The organism is Intestinibacter sp. (assembly GCF_022780145.1).
In the GTDB taxonomy this organism is placed as follows: Bacteria; Bacillota; Clostridia; order Peptostreptococcales; family Peptostreptococcaceae; genus Intestinibacter.
Window position 1 is genome coordinate 1 of record NZ_JALEXO010000259.1, and the last position, 2,521, is coordinate 2,521.

Consider the following 2,521-nt stretch of genomic DNA (forward strand, 5'->3'; position numbering starts at 1 on the left):
ATTTATCTGAAAGATTTAAATATATAAGATACGATTATTTTAATCTACGAGAATATGATATATTGAGAGATCATAGAAATTTTGAAAAGCTTGAAGTGTGTAATAGCTTAGAAAATAATTATTTTTATGAAAATAATTGTACAATAAATGGAAAAAGAGAATTAGATAAATTTATAATGGACAAGTTTAAGGATATCAAGCAAAATAACGGCAGTAAAAATATTTATTTTAAGCTTTACTGTAGTGAAGATGAGTATGCTAGAACATTAATACGAGATGCTATAAATGCAGCATGCTTGAAGACTTGTTATTTTTTCCAAAATTATACTGTAGAGTCAAATGATACTCAAGATGTTTATTTAATTAGAATAAATTAATATATAATGAAAATAAGATATTTATAAAATAAAAGCAGAAAGAAAAGGGTGAGATAATATGGCAGAGTTAAAAATAGGTTCATCTGTTAAGATTGAATACGGTGATAGCGCTAAGATAATAAGTGAACTTGGTAGAGGTGCTCAAGGTGTTGTTTATCTTGTGGAATACAAAGGTAAAAAATATGCATTAAAATGGTATTTTTATGATAAATTAAGAGAGCCTAATGCATTTAGACATAATATAAGAAATAATATAGATGATAAATCTCCAAGCGACAATTTCTTATGGCCACAATATTTGACAGAAGGTAATCAGCATGGAAGCTTCGGATATTTAATGAATTTAATACCTTCTAACTATGTAGGTCTTACAGATATTTTAAATACATATAAAATAGAAAAGGTAGCAGGCACAAATGAAATAAGAAAAGTACCAGTTAAATTCCAAAGCTTAGAAGCAGTTGTAAATGCAGCTATAAATATAGTAATAGCCTTCAGAGAACTTCATAGAGCTGGTAAGAGTTACCAAGATTTAAATGATGGAGGTTTCTACATAGACATAAAAACAGGAGATTTGTTAGTTTGTGACTGTGATAATATAGCTCCAGAGGGAGATAACTTCGGTATAGCTGGTATGCCAGGATATATGGCTCCTGAAATAGTAAGAGGAATAGCTAAGCCAGATGTACAAACAGATAAATATTCTCTAGCAGTTGTATTATTTAAATTATTATTTAGACATGACCCACTTGAAGGGGCTAAGGTTCTAAAGAGTGTGTGCTTACATGAAGGTGCAGACTTAAAACACTATGGAAAGGAACCAGTATTTATATACGATCCTAACAATAAGTCTAATAGACCTGTTATTGGAGTACACGATAATGTAATCAAGCTATGGAAGGTCTATCCAGACTATATAAAGGATGCTTTTATAAGATCATTTACAACAGGAATTCAAAATCCTAACCACAGAATTATAGAAAATGAATGGCAAAAATTATTTGTTCGCCTAAGATCTAATATAATTCCTTGTGAATGTGGTAGAGTTAGATTTTCTAATGCTTATTCTTATAAAGATAATATGTATATATGTCCTGTTTGTTCAAGTAAGTTCTTGTCAATGCAATTTGGTGATGTGAGTATACCTATGTTTGCAGGACAAAAATTATATCAATGCTTTACAGCAAAGGGAAATTACGATTTCAACACAGTGACAGCTACTATAGTTGAAAACAAAAAACACAAAGGTGTAATGGGAATAAAAAATAATACAAACGACACATGGAAATGTACTCTTCCAAGTGGTGAAGTCAAAGAGCTTGAACCAGGTAAGGCTAGAGCCTTAGGTAGAGGTATGACTATAGACTTCGGAAAAGGTGTAATAGCTAAGCTTTAGATATTTGAATAATATAGGGGATTTATATTATGGCAATAAATTCAAATAAGAAGGAATTAATAGTATTTTTTCTAATAGATGCATCAGAGAGTATGAGTGGCAAAAAAATAGGGACATTAAATACAACTATGGAGGAATTACTTTCGGAATTAAGAAATTTAGAAGGAGCTACAACTGATATAAAAATAGCAGTTATGACTTTTTCTGATGGATGTAAATGGATTACAGAAGAACCTATTTCAGTCGATGATTATCAATGTTGGACAAGAATTAAAGCAGGAGGAGATGTTGATTTAGGAGAAGCTTTTAAGGAATTATCTAGAAAGCTTTCAAAAGATGGATTTTATAAAAAAGATATTTCATCATCTTACTATGCTCCAGTTATATTTTTATTTTCAAATGCTTATCCAACAGATAACGCTAGAGAAGCTTTAAATTATCTTAAGAAAAATAAATTATATAAGAAAGCTTTAAAGTGTGCGTTAGGAATAGGTGACAGATTTGATGAACAATTATTAAAACAATTTACAGAAAATCCAGAGTTAGTATTTACATCAAAATCATCCGATCAACTTGCTAAATTAATTAAACCAATAACACTATCTGAAGAAGATTTTAATGAAGAAGGAGGGCTTGAGATGGCACTAGATTTACACAAAGATAGAGAAATAACAGGAGACGAATTTACAGATTTAGATTTTGATCCATTAGAGGTCAAACCAATTTCTAAAAAGAACTTAGTTGTATT

Annotated in this window: 3 protein-coding genes; all 3 read left to right on the forward strand. The window is 29.9% G+C overall.

Annotation, left to right across the window (positions count from 1 at the left end; genetic code table 11):
* Nucleotides 1–377, forward strand: a 377-nt coding sequence (locus MR593_RS09650; protein ID WP_290692297.1) for a hypothetical protein, incomplete at its 5' end; no start/stop codon positions are given.
* 58 nt (nt 378–435) lie between these two features.
* Nucleotides 436–1,773 carry a serine/threonine protein kinase gene (locus MR593_RS09655; RefSeq protein WP_290692299.1) on the forward strand — a complete coding sequence of 446 codons (1,338 nt, stop codon included), beginning with the start codon at nt 436–438 and terminating at the stop codon, nt 1,771–1,773.
* A 29-nt stretch (nt 1,774–1,802) separates the two neighbouring features.
* On the forward strand, nt 1,803–2,521 hold a 719-nt coding region (locus tag MR593_RS09660), incomplete at its 3' end, for a vWA domain-containing protein (RefSeq protein ID WP_290692301.1).

Coding starts and splice junctions, on each gene's coding strand:
- MR593_RS09655 (WP_290692299.1), top strand. CDS start 436: ATGGCAGAGTTAAAAATAGGTTCATCTGTTAAGATTGAATACGGTGAT.